The organism is Buttiauxella sp. B2 (assembly GCF_006376615.1).
Classification (GTDB): Bacteria; Pseudomonadota; Gammaproteobacteria; order Enterobacterales; family Enterobacteriaceae; genus Buttiauxella.
The window spans coordinates 1-15,486 of the sequence record NZ_VEXQ01000043.1 but is presented as its reverse complement, the minus strand read 5'-3'; the positions used below and the strand labels follow the sequence as shown (position 1 = coordinate 15,486).

The 15,486-nt window shown below is 46.1% G+C and carries 13 protein-coding genes and 5 pseudogenes; 2 read left to right on the top strand and 16 right to left on the bottom strand.

Features of this window, described 5'->3' with window-relative positions:
• Positions 1-88 precede the first annotated feature (88 nt).
• The 11 genes and pseudogenes from FH968_RS22825 to FH968_RS22775 form a co-directional block, all read right to left on the bottom strand.
• Positions 89-268 (bottom strand): annotated as a pseudogene (locus FH968_RS22825) (IS6 family transposase); the annotation flags it as partial.
• A gap of 139 nt (positions 269-407) precedes the next feature.
• The gene (locus FH968_RS22820; RefSeq protein WP_139883660.1) at positions 408-2,177 is read right to left on the bottom strand and encodes a PglL family O-oligosaccharyltransferase; all 1,770 of its coding nucleotides are present in this window, start codon (positions 2,175-2,177) and stop codon (positions 408-410) included.
• A gap of 795 nt (positions 2,178-2,972) precedes the next feature.
• Positions 2,973-3,494 carry a fimbrial protein gene (locus FH968_RS22815; RefSeq protein ID WP_189389331.1) on the bottom strand — a complete coding sequence of 174 codons (522 nt, stop codon included), beginning with the start codon at positions 3,492-3,494 and terminating at the stop codon, positions 2,973-2,975.
• 38 nt (positions 3,495-3,532) lie between these two features.
• Complete coding sequence (locus tag FH968_RS22810; protein WP_139883655.1) at positions 3,533-4,045, bottom strand: fimbrial protein; 513 nt, start codon at positions 4,043-4,045, stop codon at positions 3,533-3,535.
• 14 nt (positions 4,046-4,059) lie between these two features.
• Positions 4,060-4,563 (bottom strand): fimbrial protein, encoded by a 504-nt coding sequence (locus FH968_RS22805; RefSeq protein WP_139883652.1) that lies wholly within the window; start codon positions 4,561-4,563, stop codon positions 4,060-4,062.
• A gap of 14 nt (positions 4,564-4,577) precedes the next feature.
• Positions 4,578-5,072, bottom strand: coding sequence for a fimbrial protein (locus tag FH968_RS22800; protein WP_139883650.1), 495 nt, complete (start codon positions 5,070-5,072; stop codon positions 4,578-4,580).
• Between the two features lie 9 nt (positions 5,073-5,081).
• Entirely contained in the window at positions 5,082-5,708 is a 627-nt protein-coding gene (locus FH968_RS22795) for a fimbrial protein (protein ID WP_189389328.1), read from the bottom strand.
• Between the two features lie 7 nt (positions 5,709-5,715).
• Positions 5,716-6,462: a fimbria/pilus periplasmic chaperone gene (locus tag FH968_RS22790; protein ID WP_305038340.1), complete on the bottom strand. Its 747-nt coding sequence runs from the start codon at positions 6,460-6,462 to the stop codon at positions 5,716-5,718.
• A 34-nt stretch (positions 6,463-6,496) separates the two neighbouring features.
• On the bottom strand, positions 6,497-9,124 hold the full coding sequence (locus FH968_RS22785) for an outer membrane usher protein (protein WP_139883644.1): 2,628 nt from the start codon (positions 9,122-9,124) through the stop codon (positions 6,497-6,499).
• Positions 9,125-9,145: 21 nt separating this feature from the next.
• Positions 9,146-9,727, bottom strand: coding sequence for a fimbrial protein (locus FH968_RS22780; RefSeq protein ID WP_139883642.1), 582 nt, complete (start codon positions 9,725-9,727; stop codon positions 9,146-9,148).
• 131 nt (positions 9,728-9,858) lie between these two features.
• On the bottom strand, positions 9,859-10,389 hold the full coding sequence (locus FH968_RS22775) for a fimbrial protein (protein WP_139883640.1): 531 nt from the start codon (positions 10,387-10,389) through the stop codon (positions 9,859-9,861).
• Between the two features lie 246 nt (positions 10,390-10,635).
• Between FH968_RS22775 and FH968_RS22770 the strand changes: the two are divergent.
• A pseudogene (locus tag FH968_RS22770) lies at positions 10,636-10,749 on the top strand (IS6 family transposase); the annotation flags it as partial.
• Between the two features lie 27 nt (positions 10,750-10,776).
• Here the strand turns inward: FH968_RS22770 and FH968_RS22765 are convergent.
• From FH968_RS22765 to FH968_RS22750, 4 genes and pseudogenes are all read right to left on the bottom strand, one after another.
• Positions 10,777-11,061 (bottom strand): annotated as a pseudogene (locus FH968_RS22765) (ISKra4 family transposase); the annotation flags it as partial.
• A gap of 86 nt (positions 11,062-11,147) precedes the next feature.
• Positions 11,148-12,296 (bottom strand): annotated as a pseudogene (locus FH968_RS22760) (Tn3 family transposase); the annotation flags it as partial.
• Positions 12,230-12,556, bottom strand: coding sequence for a DUF4158 domain-containing protein (locus tag FH968_RS24235; protein WP_139883638.1), 327 nt, complete (start codon positions 12,554-12,556; stop codon positions 12,230-12,232). The pseudogene FH968_RS22760 and the gene FH968_RS24235, both read right to left, overlap by 67 nt.
• Before the next feature lie 60 nt (positions 12,557-12,616).
• A complete protein-coding gene (locus tag FH968_RS22750) occupies positions 12,617-13,177 on the bottom strand; it encodes a recombinase family protein (protein ID WP_139883636.1) in 561 nt (186 codons plus the stop codon).
• Between the two features lie 402 nt (positions 13,178-13,579).
• Between FH968_RS22750 and FH968_RS22745 the strand changes: the two genes are divergently transcribed.
• Positions 13,580-15,205, top strand: coding sequence for an ABC-F family ATP-binding cassette domain-containing protein (locus FH968_RS22745; RefSeq protein WP_139883634.1), 1,626 nt, complete (start codon positions 13,580-13,582; stop codon positions 15,203-15,205).
• Positions 15,206-15,305: 100 nt separating this feature from the next.
• Here the strand turns inward: FH968_RS22745 and FH968_RS24230 are convergent.
• Positions 15,306-15,486, bottom strand: a pseudogene (locus tag FH968_RS24230) (hypothetical protein); the annotation flags it as partial.

The window sequence follows — 15,486 nt, the reverse complement described above, 5'->3', positions numbered from 1 at the left end:
GAAGCAGGAACCCACCGAGGCGAGTCAGACTCCGGTCTGAACGCTGTAGGAATCCTCGCTCTTTAGGGCGGGGAGGATGTCAATGAAATGGCACCCTGCGAATAACCCAGCGATGAAGTGTGGAATGGTCAACAATGATGCCACGCTCAGCCATCATCTCTTCGGGGTTGCGCAAACTGAGCGTGTACGCCAGATACCAACGAACGCATTGGGCGATGATATCAACAGGATAGTGCAGACGTCTGAAGGCGTTTCGGAGCAGAGACATCATCAGGTAACATCGTAAAAAAAAACAGCATGTTGCCCGACGATGGCTTAATGCGACAGAACCTTAATTTCCAGGTCCCCCATCAATAAACAACAGATAAATAAAGTGGGGCTCACCCTTGAATTTAAATCAATAATATTTATTCATCTGTTGATGCTCTTTCACTTGTTTTTTTGCTCATGAATTTGAAATTTTTCTTCCAGGGAAAAGTCCGATACGCTTGGTCTTGCCAGAATGCTGTTTCTTTCTGATCGTGCAAATACTTCAGTACAGAGACTTGGTTACTGTATAATATGGGCCAAGCGTGGACAGATATCCAGGTCGCATTTTCACGCGTAAAATCTCGCAGAGAAGTAATATCCGGTTTATGACTGAAACGGAACAAGCGTAACAATGTTTTGTCCTGTTCATACCGTAGTCGCATAACCCAGGGCACATCAAGATCCGTAATAACCTCAGGATTCACTAGTGCAGAGGCTTCAAATTTTCCCAGAACCTGCCAGACATAATAAGACTGAAATGAGGCTTTTGCACCATAAAGGCTGAGGAGTAGCATCAGAAAACGGATAAGTCGTTTAACATAGTTCCATTTTGCAGACTGTTGCTTTTCTGATGATCCCGTAACCGGTTCGGCGAGACATAACAGCATCAGCAAAGCCAGATAATGTGGAACCGAATAGTACAACGGGTATTCCAGTTGGCTATGCATCATAACGGGTAGCATGCAAATCAGGATACTGTAGGACTGCGCCGATGCTGACCGTATCCACAGCCTCATAACCATTACACACCAAATAAGTGCACCGACTAAAGCAACAAACCCACCTTCTGCATATTGATATAAAAGCTCATTATGAGGATGCGTCATCACCTCATGAGCAGGATTCCCACCCGGTAACCCAATCAGGTAGTGTTGATAAGCTCCTTCATATGTTCCTGCACCATAACCCAATAAAGGATGGTGAGTCGCATACATGAAAGTGTAGAAAAGAGTAATTAGCCGCTGATAATTTGAGTCACCATGTGCTTCCAGCGCCTGATTGAAGTTGAGGGGCATTAGGAGCAGACCAATCACCATCCCTAATAGTGGTAAAGCAAGCAGCAGATACTGGCGTTTGCCTTCATTTTGATAGCGGCTACAGGCAAAGAGACAATACAGGCTTACCACAACGACTAACCCCGCGAGCCAACCAGTTCTGGAATACACCAGCGTCAAAACTGCGCTTATTGCAACGCTGCCGGTCATCAGCAACGCCTGACGAATACGCTCAAGGTATAAATTATTCAGTATCGCGCTCCGGATGATGATGAGAGTGAGTACGGCTGCCAGCGCCATCGCTAAAAAGCTGGCGGTCACATTAACCTGCTGGAACACCCCTACACCGGAACGGCCATATTGGGTCATTAACTGCTGCCAGATAACAGGCAGCCATTCTGGCTGTACATACATTTCTATCAGGACAATCACTGTTTCGATTATACCTGCACCCGCAAGGCAATAAAGCCCCCACAAACGAAGAGGTGACGACAAGTGACACTGCCGCAACGTCAGCCAAAACAACAGCCCGCCCCACATACCTGTCATGCGAGGAATGGCATAAATCACCGTCGCAAATGACGGAGACCAAAGGAGGGGGAGCGTCATCAAGACGGCACCCAAAAACAATAATTTCCCGGTAGTACCAAACTGGAAGGTCTTGTTCGAAGAGAACAACCAAAAGACAGTACAAAGAGAAAAAATAACGCCAAATCCTAGCAGATTATAAGGAAGGTCAGTTCCCCATCCCCCCCTGTTATTCCAGGCAATATGTAAAAATATTAACCAGTAGAGCGTTATCCCCCCCAACAGTAGCTGCTGCGCAATCCCCACAGGCCAGATACACGAACGATATTTATTTATAATTTCCACAAATTAACTCCCCTGTGACTTCAGACATCACTAGCGAGAGTCATTCTGGAATCACACACAATAAAAAATATCGTTAGTTACCCTAACAATATGCATAATTTTGATATTATCTAATCAATGGACAATACTATTGTCGAACTGCCTTGGAATTGCCCTGTTTCCGCAGGTGTACCTGATAAGGTACTGACAACCGTAAATGATTTCGGCATATTATCGATTAACGATATAACTAACGTTTCATTCCGACTTTCATCGAAAATCAGAATTGAGTCAGTGCCATTCGATAATGCAATAGTTGAAGGTGTAAAACTCAGATGGGCTGTAGCATCCCCACCGACACATGTTAACGCTCCTGCTTTTTCCGAAATATTTCCATTATATCCCCCAGGAGAAAGAGTACCATGATCAATAATAATATCGCCTATCGTACATTTGACCCAATAACAATACACATAATTAGGCCTGAATCATTAACGGCATGTGTACTGGCATCACAACTGCCGTAGAAAGCACGTCCATTACCAGGGTTAACCATGGTATTTTCTGAAGCTAATGGACTATATAAAAAATAACAGCTAAAAAAACATAACTTAATAATTCCGATTATATGTTTATTTTTAATATTTTCCATTATCAACTTTTCATCTTTAAGAATAATTTTTCACATGGCGCTTTACATTACTGCTGTTCGCCATCCTATAATGGCCGTTCAGATTCATCAGTTCTATTTCACCGTACTCTGCAAACACATCACTATCACGAACCTACGATGAAGTTGAAAGCACGACACTATACTTATGGATATTCCAGGAAGAACGTTGCTGTGGAACTAAATTCACCCAATGTAATGGTCTGATTTTTTAACGCAGTAGGTTCACCTTCTACAAACGCCTGAAAAGTTAACGCTGTACTGCCATCTACCAATTGCACTGGCTTACTGTCTTTATTCAGTCCAAGGAATGAACCATCTTTCTCTTCAATACCTATCGCGGCACCAATAGTTGCATTGCCCATTGTCAGATAACCTGGCAGTTCTGTACTTTGCGCACCTTCGAAATGCGTAATTACTGTTTCCGCACCTGTCACATCACAGTCCTGCAAATGAATAATAAAAGGTAGACTGTGCGTTCGGGTGTTAATATAGAGATATTTATCAATAATTTCGGCGAAATCTAAAGTAATCTCTGTATCGTCAGGTGCTATCGTGCAGGGCTCGGAAACAAGCGTGCCAGAGAATTGCATTTCCGTATCTGGCGTTGCAGTTGCCGCTGCGACATCCTGCACGACCAAAAACAATATGCCGAATAAAAAAACCATCAAACCCTGAAAGTGTTTTATCATTAATTCAGCATCACTTATTCGTAATCGGCCATCAGCGTCGCTGTGGCATGAAAATACCCGTCAGGCAACGTAGCTCCGGGGGCCTTAACAGGAACAGATTCCATGACTGGTAGTGATCCCTGGTTTATTTCTACCCGCTTGTTTAAGGGGAAATCTTTCCCCCCCAACAGGATTTTAGCGCCAAGATCTTGTTGGGTTGATCCATCAATCTGCATTTGCACCGCAGCCTCATCAAAGGAGGTTGATGTGCCTTTTACTGTTAAACCTAAGACCCATGATGGGTCGGCAAAGTCATCGTCACAAACAACGCCATAATCAATGGTCTGTTTGTAATTCAACCCATCCACTTTATTAATACCGACATGATCACCAAACCTAACAGCAATTGCTTCCCCACCATTGATATAACACGGAGGGGGTTCAATCAGTGTACCGTGTAAACTAATGTCTGAAGTATTATCAGCAGAAAAAGCAAAAAACGACACTAAGCTAAAGAGCATTATCATTGCTGATTTTAAATTAAGCATGCTGTCTCCCCGACTTACTGATAAGCCACAGACATCGTCGCAGTGGCTGTAAAGGCACCTGCTACAAGCGTTGCAACCGGATCTTTTGCAAGCACTGCGAAAAGTTCAGGTGGCTGACCAGTCGTGTAATCATAGTTAGCAGTGTCTGTATTTAAAGCAAGACCGTTTGTGCCATTAAGGAATTGCACGCCCAGCCCCGTTACATTGGTTTGTAATAATCCAGTACCAAAATTGGCCACCGCACCATTAATAGAAATTTGTACTAGCGAGGCTCCGCTCATATCACCATTACACTCAACGGTATAATTAAGTGGCATTTTTTTATAACTGACACCATTAATTTTTGTCGTAATAACATCATCACCAAAAGGTACATCAATATCCTGGCCACCATTCACGGTACAGGATGCTGGCTCAATTAATGTTCCGTATATATTTATTTTTGCCGTACTTGCGGCCTTTGATACCAGTGGCAACATAGCAATTAGCATTACGGACATCGTAGTAATATAACGCATCAAACCGCCTTAATTCACTGGTAGTCTAAAGACATAGTGGCCGTCGCTGAAAAGGCGCCACCGTTAAGCGATATGGATGAATCTCTGGCAAGCACAGCATAAATATTGGGTGGTTGGTCACTGTTATAATTAAATGTGGCCTTACCGGTATTAACAGGCAGTGCAGTAGATTCATTTAAAAACTGCACGCCTAATCCATTCATATTGGTAAGCAGCAGCCCGCTGCCAAAGGAGGCTTGCGTACCCGAGATAGAAAGTGTTAATACTGCCCCAGTACCAATGCCTGTATCACATTGAAAGGTATATTTCAGGAGCATTTTTTTGTAGCTTTTACCATCAATTTTCGTCGTGACGACGTCATTGCCAAAAGGCACTTCAATATCCTGGCCATCATTTAAAGTACAAGATGCGATGGTGACGTTCCCCTGAACAGTGACAGTTGCTGCCCGAGTTCCCTCCGCCACGCAAAGTAAAGCTATCAAGATTGCACCAGACAGAAAGGTTTTCATCTTTACCTCTTATTCGTAGTTCAGATGAAAGTTGATCGTTGTCCGGAAATCACCCGCTACCATCTGTGACTTCGTTCGTTCGGTCACGACATAAAACGTCAATTCATCCTGTCCAGGGTCGATAAACTGTGGCCGGTTCCAGCTACCAAGACGTACCGACCGGTGCTGAGCATCCATCAGATGAATACCAATACCTGAAATGGAGGGGCCATCGACGCGGATCAAAGACGGTGTATCAGAATCTGTTGGTGCCAGAAACGCCATGGCGACAACAGGCTGGTTTGCATTCCATATGAGATTTCCCGTGCGATTATTTACCTTCGTGCTTTCCGTTCGCACACAGTCACGAAGTCGAATCTGGAAAGCCACGGGCTTCCCCTGATCCCCAACGTTAACCAACTCGCCGGTCGTAATGTTACCCAGATTGATCTGTTGATAGGCAGACGCCATATCCAATCGACACGCCCCCTCAGTCAGTTGTCCTGTGACTTGCAACTCACCGTGCTCTCCGCCCACATCCCAGTTATCAGCTTGTGCCCAAGTGACCCGTGACAGGCATGACAGCGAAAACAGAGCTATGTAAAAACCTGAACGGCACAAGGCATTCGTGCAGAAAGAGCAACGGATCATGGACATTAATGTTTTATCCTTTGGTTGAACTGGCAACCGAGCAGGTAGCGCCATTACATTTAAAGATGAGCTTAGGACGACCGCCGAAATCGTTAATGTAAGTCAGCACGGGAGAACTGCCGATCGCATCAGCATTCACGCCAATAGGTGCCTGCCCTTTAGGTGGGACCATAAATGGTTTGAACGAATTTCCCGGCAAGGCTTTTGTATTGTTTGCCGCATTGATAATGGTGACATAATAAGGCGTTGGGTTATTTACGGTATAAACATTACCAGAGCGAGTAAGCGTCACTTTTTCCTGGAATGGTTTATCTGTATTGCTTACAGCTAGTGCCGTTGGACGGTAGAATAATTTAATACGAGTTTGCAAAGCGAGCTGTAAAGTATTCGCTTTATTGGTCCTCGGTGGGATTTCACGAAGGTTAAAGTAATACACAGATTCGCGATCCTGTGGCAAAGCGTTTAACGCGGAAGTAATTCCCTGTAGCTTGATCTGGCTTTTAGTACCGGGTTCTACGCGCTGTATAGGAGGCAAAGCTATCACCGGACTGGAAACCTTATTACCACTGATATCTTCCAGCCATGCCTGTGCTAAATAAGGCAATACGTTATTTTTATTTTCAATGCTCAGTGTTAAAGATTTATCCGAACCGTTATACACCACACGGGTACGGTCCAGAGCAATTGCCGCCGATGCCGACTGAACTGCAAGCGAGCCAAGGACCAGAGTAGAGACTATTGTCAAATTTTTCATATTCATATCTATTTCATTTGCCTGAATTCAAAATAAAAGATCATTCTGAGGTAGCTTTATCTGTTGCCGTTTGTTGCTCTGCTGCTTTATCGTCCCGCAATTCCTGACATGGCAACAACAGAACAGCAGGTGCCGCAGGTAAAGTGGTTGGTAATGCAATATCACAAACTTTGCCATCCCATTTTACGACCATTTTCCCCGCAGAATTAATACCACTGAGATAGGCGCTACCATCGTCGTTGACAATCCCGGTCTGAAGCCCATCGGTATTAAATACCGTTGCACCAAATGGTGGGCTGGATCCATCTTCAAGGCGCAGGGTAGCCATCGCTTTCTCACCGCTAATCACGGCAAATTTACGGTAACCAATCGCCCCTTCGGTCAAAGATCCTTCTACGACTGAGTTGGAGACATCTGCGTTGTCATCTAATTTATCTAAATCAATTCGGGCCGAGCTGCGGTAGTAACTGTTCACGTCGGCAATTACTGCTTTACCGAACATATTGGAATACGATATGCCGCCAAACCCTTCTACAGGGACATCGGTAACACCACTGGTATCCACCAACATACGTGTCCCCCCCATATCGTTCACTCGATGAAGAGCTGCGCCTTCCCTTGTCGCCGTCAGTCCGCCGCGCAATGTGAGGCCTACAGACGAAGATGTCCCCGCCTGGTAGTTAGTATTCACATCAATTTCTGCCCTGTCGCCAAGGTGGTTGTAATAAGCACGCGCCGTCGCATCGCCGTCGGCCCCCCCGGTTGCAAGTTGGTAGCTGTTGTTGGCATCAAGTGTTTTGAAATAGCTTACCTCACTGGAAGTTGTGCTATTACTCACCGTAGAGTTAAAGCTAATCGTGCTGTTATCACCTACTGGTACAGACAGAGATAAATAACCACCATAATCATCTGTCTGGTCATATTGATTTTTGTATAACGTTAATGACACACTGAGATTGCGCAAATTGAACGCATCAAATGTTTGTGATGCAGAAAGGCTAAAATTATTTTTTTTTGGGCTATCCCAATACGTTTCGTGAGAATAGTTTAAATAAACACTTAACCCTTTTTCACGAAACTGTTTATTAAAAGTGATGGTGTACATCTGTTTGTCATTATCTGTGGTGTTTTCATCAACACGTGAATCCAGATATTCATCCATCGTCATAAAGTCACGCGTGGAGAAGCGATAACCTGCAAACGTCACCTGGCTGTCGTAAGCATCAAAGTCTTTCGAATAGCTCAGACGAGACGAAGTGCCCTTTTTGGTATCAGGCTCGTTGGGAACATCGGCACGAGAAACGCTGGTATCAAAGGCGAGTGCTCCGTATTGCAACAGGTCACGACCAATCCCAAGAGACAGCGCACTGTAATCCTCGCTGCCAATCACACCACCATATAGTGACCAGCCACTGTTTATACCCCAGGAAAACTCACCGGCACCAAAGATCGGCGCACCGTATGTATGGTGCATATCCGTGTAGGTATTATTTGCATAATCACCATATGTTTCGCCTTCATCGCGCTTGTAAACATAGCCTTCAGGTTGCCCTACTGCAGTTTTGTAACGCAACGTACCTGGACGAGTCAGATAAGGGATATCAGAGGTATTAATGGAATAACTCTTAACCTCCCCACCTTGCTCTTCAACTTTGACATCCAACTGGCCAGTGACCGAGTCATTCAAGTTCTGAATACGAAAGGGTCCTGGCGCGACCTGAGTCTGATACAGCACGCGACCTTTTTGCGAAATAGTTACCTTAGCATTGGTTTTTGCGACACCAGTTACCTCAGGAGCATAACCACGCAAGTTTGGCGGCAGCATATTGTCGTCTGATTCCAGACCTGCGCCGACAAAACGGAAACTGTCAAAAACATCTGAGTTATAATAGCTTTCCCCCACCGTCAGCTTCGATTTAATCGAAGGTATCGGGCGATAGGCATAGACCTGTGTCACATCCAGGACTGTGTCAGTCCCTTTATCTTTGCCTGTCTCATGATTCAGAGAGCCCTGCCAGTCGGCACGCAAACGCCATGGTCCGAGATTGAGACCCGCCGTACCATTTCCGGAAACATTATAATAACGACCATCGGAGTATCCACCGCGATTATGACCCGCAATGGCATTAACGTTGTAATCTAGGATAATCCCTGCGACACCAGTATCCCAGCGAGATGGCGGATCCCAGTTTTCCGAGGTGTATTCCATATAGGCCTGAGGAATACTGATATCTAATGATGTTGTCGACAGATTACCTTCTGCTGTAAGACCATCCAGACTTTTGAGATCTAAACATTCGTCGTTGTGCCACCAGGTAAGCTGCTTGAAATATTTTTCCTTTAATCCTAGCTTCTGAGTAACGTCTTTCGGCACACAAACCAGTGAGTTATTTTTATCGTTCTCATCCTGGTAATAAATAATCGCGTAATCACCACTCAGTGATTGATTATTAACGCGAACAGCAAAGGTATATTCTCCGGGCATTAAATAGCCCGCATGAGAAAACTGCGTCAGGCTGATATTGTTGCGATCATCGACATCAAGAACATCAGTGTTGAACTGAATATCATCGGCTCGCACTGTGTAACTGACAGACAGCATCGCAAAAATTAACACACTTAGAATAGAAGGTTTTGGATACAGCCTTGTCTTATTTATTAAATTCATGCAGCTGGGTACTCTCAGCAGTCAGTAATAATCAAGTTTATAGCGAATAGTTGAGTGATAGGCACCAGGTTGAAGCTCGTCCCCATCCCCAATAAGCCGCATGGTATAATTCAGTACCATTGATCCCTGCTGAATATTATCTGCGGGTAAGGGTTGGCCAGGAATTGCAGCATTACCATTGGCATCTCGAATTTGTAGCGCTACACCTTGAGCTTCACCATCTATACCGAAAGCATCATCGTCACGCTGACCATCAAAGGTTATCTGGAAGTATTGATAGTTATCTATTGGTTGATCTTTCGAGCTATATCGTTCAAGAGAACAATTTTCTAGCTTTATGCTGAAAGGCCTGCTGAGTCCGCTATTCTCACTAACAATTTCACTGACTGGTTGAGAAAGCATATCAATAGTTTGATCCGGACTACCTGTATTCACGCTACATGCTGAATCGACAATTTCGCCGGCCATTGAAACACGACCATGTCCAAAATCTGTTGCATTAGCCTGACAACTTAATAAAACCAAGCAAACAGGAATAAAGGAAACCGAAAAATCGAACATACCATCTACGCTCAAATCCTTGTCGACTGGCTTGAAAAGCATTTTATTTTTTCAAAAATCAATAGATGATATTCACAGATACAGGCCTACTAAAAAGTGGACTTGCATCTGTGAGACCAAGCCCCCGACTACTCTTTGTTTCGCGACTGGTAGCCGAGTGACTGCTCTCTGACTTATGCGTAAGTCAGAGAGAAGTTAGCTATAGAGTTGAATTCACCTGGGGTGATAGTGGTGGTAGAACCAGATGCACCTTGCAGGTATGCGGCGAACTGCAGGGTGTTGTCACCCTGGGTCAGAGTCTGTGCAGAAGAAGGTGTACCCAGTTTCAGAGCCGCACCCGAACCGTCGGTGATTGCGATGCCAGCACCGGCAGCAGTACCGTTCAGGCCCAGCAATTCAGGGTTGGTCGCATCAGCAACACCGTTAAAGGTAACCTGTACAGTACCAGCATCAGCTTCACAGTTCTGCAGATCGATTGAGAATGGAACTGGAATAGAAGTACCTGCATTTTCCAGCGTAGCGCTACCAACCGCGCCCAGCTCAACAGTCTGATCTGTGGTATCAGCGGAAATGGAGCAAGGTGCATCAATGATAGAACCGTGGAAAGTAACAGTACCTGTACCTTGGCCTTGATTTGCAGCGTTTGCCGTAGAAATACCCGCCAGACCCATAGTAATTACCAGTGCAATTTTTGCAATTTTCATTTTAAATCCCTATTATTTTAAATCTAAATATACAATTAATACAATTAATACAATTAATACAATTAATACAATTAATACAATTAATACAATTAAAGAAACGTTAAGCTCACCGCGCTTTGTATGTGTGGCTAATTATCCAGATTATTCACCACCGCACCAGTCCAATAATGCACTAGTAATTTCGGTTCTGTCGCATTAAGCCATCGTCGGGTAATATGCTGTTTTTTTTTACGATGTTACCTGACCATGTCTCTGATCCGAAACGCCTTCAGACGTCTGAACTATCCTGTTGATATCATCGCCCAATGCGTTCGTTGGTATCTGGCGTACACACTCAGTTTGCGCAACCTGGAGAGCATAAAAAAGTGTGGGGCAATCATATTTTTTCGCAGCAATAGCTGACATTCGGTCTTCGTCTAAATCGTTGGTTTTGAAACCCGGGTACCACTGCGAAAATTTATCCTGTAGATCGTTATTCAGGACTGCGGCCCGGGCCTGCAACAAATAATGGTCGCCTTCTCTGCTCCATTGCATCTGCTGTTTTTTGGCCATCCGACTGGCGATCACTTCATTGATTGTCGATTCAACAAAGGCTGTCGAAACAGGCTCATCGTATCGACACATTTCCCCATAGTTCGGGATCATCATCTGGTTGTTCCGAATGTAGGTATAGGGGTCTGAAGCCCAACCGTACGAAAACGTACGCTAAGTATATTTTTTAACCAATTTGGTATTTTCGTTGCCATGACAATAGACAATTATAGAGGCCATTCATCGCTCTCTTCCGCTTGCTTAAGTGGTCTTAGCTGTCCTTTTGTTACCTGCTCTGCCAGAGTGAATGTGTAGTGACCCAGCATATTGATATGCGCATGCCGCAGTGGCGAAAGCCGGACTTCATCTTCTTCATTAATGACTTCGCCCTCATCACGCAAATGTGCCAGTGCGGCCTGCATATAAATGGTATTCCAGAGCACGACGGCATTGGTCACTAGCCCCAGAGCGCCCAGTTGCTCCTCCTGCCCGTCCTGATAGCGTTTTCTGATCTCGCCTTTCTGCCCGTGACAAATGGCTCTGGCGACAGCATGTCTGCTTTCTCCCCGGTTAAGCTGGGTCAGAATGCGACGTCGGTAATCTTCATCATCAATATAATTCAGCAGATACAGTGTCTTATTTATTTTTCCAGCTTCGATAATTGCCTGTGTTAACCCTGAAGGGCGATCGCTGCTCAGCAACGAACGGATCAAAACTGATGCCCGGATTGTCCCCAGCGTCAGAGAACCGGCCATACGCATCATGTCATCCCAGTGTTGCTCTATCTTCCGGGCATTGGCAGCATTGCGGGCGATGTCATTCAATACACCATAGTCTGCATCTTTATCCACTCGCCAGAACACAGAGGCTCCGGCATCAGCCAGGCGGGGAGAGAACTGATAGCCCAGCAACCAGAAAAGACCGAAGATCAGGTCACTGGAACCCGCTGTATCTGTCATTATCTCTGTCGGGTTGAGTCCGGTTTGCTGCTCCAGCAGGCCTTCCAGTACAAATATGGAATCCCGCAACGTGCCAGGAACGACAACGCCATGAAATCCTGAGTATTGATCTGAAATGAAGTTGTACCAGGTGATCCCACGGCAGGAACCAAAATATTTTCGGTTGGGACCTGCATGGACCGTTCGTACCGGGGCTATAAATCGCATACCGTCCGCAGAGGCCACCTCACCACCGCCCCATTTCTGAGCCAGAGGCAGGGTAGACTGATAATCAACCAGTCTGGCGTTTGCTTTTACCAGCGTTTCTGCCCTGAGATAATTTTGTTTGGTCCAGCTGAGACGATAACGGGTCAGCGCCGGAATATTGGGTCGAATAAAGGGTTCCATACCAATATTACAGGCTTCAGCCAGCAGTAGTCGGACAGAACACTCGTATCGGATATTCCCAGTTGTCGGGCAACAAACCACAGTACGTTGACCGGGATCGCTGACAGGTCATGAGGCCATGTGCCAAGAAATCGAACGCTGCCAATCAGCAATGCCACCGCCAGACGGTTTGCCCTTCCGCGCCGGTTGTTAATGAAATCCATATCCACTTCGTCCAGCAGAAAGAAACGAGCAAGCTGAATGTCGTTAGGCTCACCAGCGAACTGACCATAACTGGTACGTTGTTCCATATTTAAAAAATCTGCTGGCAAAAGTGCCTCCCTGGCTACAAATCACATAAAAATGAGATGTTAATCAGACTGTTTTAGATATTGATACAGCGTTTCACGGCTAATACCGAACTCACGAGCAAGCTGGGCTTTTTGCTCACCATTTTTTGCCCGCAGTCGTACTTCAATTTGTTGTTCTGGTGACAGTGATTTTTTCCGTCCACGGTATGCACCACGCAGCCTGGCTAAAGCTATGCCTTCACGCTGACGTTCATGGATTAAAGAACGCTCGAACTCGGCAAAAGCCCCCATTACTGAGAGCATCAGGTTTGCCATTGGTGAATCTTCGCCAGTGAATGTCAGACATTCTTTAACAAATTCGATACGCACACCCTTATGAGTAAGCTTTTGTACCAGACGGCGCAAATCATCCAGGTTACGAGCAAGCCGGTCCATACTATGAACCACCACGATGTCTCCATCACGCACGAATGACAACAGTGAATCCAGCTCTGGCCGCTGGGTATCTTTACCCGATGCTTTATCGACAAAGACTTTATCCACCTGAGTCTGATCCAGTTGACGCTCTGGGTTCTGGTCAAAGCTACTTACCCTGATATAGCCAATACGTTGACCTTTCATACGCCTCCAGTACTGAATGTGTCAGGAAAGAATCTATGACCTTTAATTACTTGTGTCAATAAATAGGCGGAGTGACTTTATTCTGACAGTTTTTCATTATCTGACCTGACGTCAGGTTAGGGTATAGTCAAAATTGACAATCAAAGAGTATCTTAACCAAAATTTCATAGTCACTTAATGAAGGTGCCTCAGCCGACCTGTTAATCAGATATCTTCCCGTTAACGCCGCAACGGCAAGATGTTATTTGACAATCAAAATCCTGCAATTTTATAATCAGCCGGCTCTCGCATCTCATTAAAGGTATTCGTCCAATGCGCAATTAATGCCCACCGTCACCCTTGACGGCTTTCATGCAGCTTCTTTCGGAAGTTGTTCTGGTGCATTAATTTCAGGGTTATCGCATGACGAATTCTATTCTTACGCTGGAACGCGTTTCTTTTGTATTGCCTGACGGCAAGCCGCTTTTCTCAGAACTCACTGAACAATTTGACCATCGCCACACTGGACTCGTGGGGAGAAATGGTGTGGGCAAGAGCCTGTTGGCTGAGATGATGGCTGGTCTGGTTACACCGACTTCCGGCCAGTGCCGTTGCTCTGGCCGCGTCAGGTATCTGGCACAGCATCTCTTACCCCAGCACTACTATAATGTTGCGATGCTGGCAGGAGTCGACACCCAGCTAGCTGCGCTAAAGCGCATTGAAGCAGGAAGCGTCGACCCGATTGATTTTGATCTTGTCGGTGAGGGTTGGGACATTCGCCAACGCCTGCAAACACAGCTTGAGTTTGCAGGATTGGGCTACCTTTCGCCAGAATCAGCGGTCAACCGACTGAGCGGCGGGGAAGTGATGCGAGTGGCACTGACCGGCGCGACGTTATCGGATGCAGATTTTCTTATTCTTGATGAACCGACCAACCATCTGGATGCTGCCAGCCGATTAGCGTTGATGCAGCAACTGCAACAATGGTCCCGTGGCCTGTTGGTCATCAGCCATGACCGAAGGCTATTGCAGCAGATGGAACGGACTGTCGAATTATCGTCGCTCGGTTTACGCAGCTACGGCGGCAACTATGGTTTTTATCAGCAGATGAAAGCGCAGGAGACGGCCGCCGTTGCGGAAAACCTTGAGCGCCTCAAAACCGAGTGCAAGCGAGAAGAGCACGCTTTGCGAGACCAGCGTGAACGGCTCGAAAAGCGTCAGTCTCGTGGTAATCGTCAGAGCAAAGAGGCAAATCAGGCAAAGATTTTGTTGGGCCGTCAAAAAAACCGTAGCGAGGCCTCAACGGGCAAGCAGGTAAAACAACAGGCCCAAACGCGGATGCAGCTCAACCAGCAGGTGCAGCAGGCAGCTAAGCAAATTGAGGCCTCAACACCTATCGTTATGCACTTAACCTCCTCATTCAGGGCATTACCGCAGAACGTGGCCAAACTTACCGATGCCGTTTTACCCTTTGTTCCTGCGCCTTTCTGCCAGATAACGCTGACCATTAACAGCGGCCAACGGATCGGTGTTGTCGGTTCAAACGGGTGTGGAAAATCGACGTTGTTAAAAGCGTTAGCGGGTCTGTTGCCGCTAGCGTCCGGTCACCGTGAGGTCTGGGCTAAAACAGCTTATCTTGACCAGCAGCTTTCCATTCTGGACCGACAAAAAACGGTTCTTGAGCAACTTCTGGCGGTGAACTCTCAGATGGGGGAATCCCAACTGCGTATGCAACTTGCCCAGCTTGGGCTGGATGCAACTAGGGTGTCATTACCCTGTGGCAAACTCAGCGGCGGGGAACAACTTAAGGCCGCGCTGGCAACGATAATTTATGCCGACGCTCCCGCCAGCTTTTTGCTGCTCGATGAACCGAGCAATCATCTGGATATTCCGTCCCTGCATACGCTGGAATCTTTTCTCAATCAGTATCAGGGAACCTTGATAGTGGTGTCACACGATGAGGTGTTTCTCAGCCAAATTGAGCTAACACATTGGCTGGTTGCGAGGAGGAAGGGTTGGGAATTATTTTATAATCAGCATGTTGCATGACATTAATACCCATGCAATTTCAAACGCAAGTCGCTATAGGTCGCGATGGTTTCACAGTCAACCCTGCTCAAAAAACGTACTTATCGTACGTTTTCGTACGGTTGGGCTTCAGACCCCTGTAACTGCCAGCCACATCGAGTGATGAACGGGAAAGATAAACCCCGTTCACACCGCCGTTCAGACTGATCTCATGGCGTCCGGACCACTCCTGGTCGCTCAGAACCCTGTAAATCCAGCGAGCCGTTTTCGCGGTTTCCAGCGCATACGTCAGCCGGAATAAG